This window comes from Bacteroides sp., from assembly GCF_019417265.1.
Taxonomy (GTDB): Bacteria; Bacteroidota; Bacteroidia; order Bacteroidales; family Bacteroidaceae; genus Phocaeicola.
In genome coordinates, this window is record NZ_DXVR01000027.1 from 1 (window position 1) to 564 (window position 564).

Below are 564 nucleotides of genomic sequence, written 5' to 3' on the forward strand. Positions count from 1 at the left end.
AATATTTAATACGTTAACTTCCATTATTTCTCAATTATTACGATTGAACCTTTGTAACCTGGAACAGAACCCTTGATAAGAAGAAGGTTGTGTTCTGGGATAACTTTTAATACCTGTAAGTTGTGAGTAGTCACTCTGTCACCACCCATGTGTCCACCCATGCGCATTCCTTTGAATACCTTTGCAGGGTAAGAACAAGCACCGATAGAACCCGGTTTACGAGCGCGGTTGTGCTGACCGTGAGTAGTCTGTCCAACACCACCAAATCCATGACGTTTTACAACACCCTGGAAACCCTTACCTTTAGAAGTACCAATAACGTCAACATAAGTTGCATCATTGAACAACTCTACAGTGATAGTGTCACCTAAATTCAATTCTTCTGAGAAATCTTTGAACTCGACCAAGTGTCTCTTTGGAGTTACACCAGCTTTCTTAAAGTGTCCCATCAAAGGTTTTGTAGTATGCTTTTCCTTTTTGTCCTGGAAACCTACCTGAACAGCAGCATAACCATCTTTTTCTACACTCTTAATCTGAGTAACTACACAAGGACCAGCTTCGATA

1 protein-coding gene is annotated in these 564 nt (G+C 40.6%); it reads right to left on the bottom strand.

The annotated features are described in order from the left end of the window. Positions 1-23: 23 nt before the first annotated feature. On the bottom strand, positions 24-563 hold the full coding sequence (gene rplC, locus QZ379_RS05240) for a 50S ribosomal protein L3 (protein ID WP_291559026.1): 540 nt from the start codon (positions 561-563) through the stop codon (positions 24-26). Position 564 lies beyond the last annotated feature (1 nt).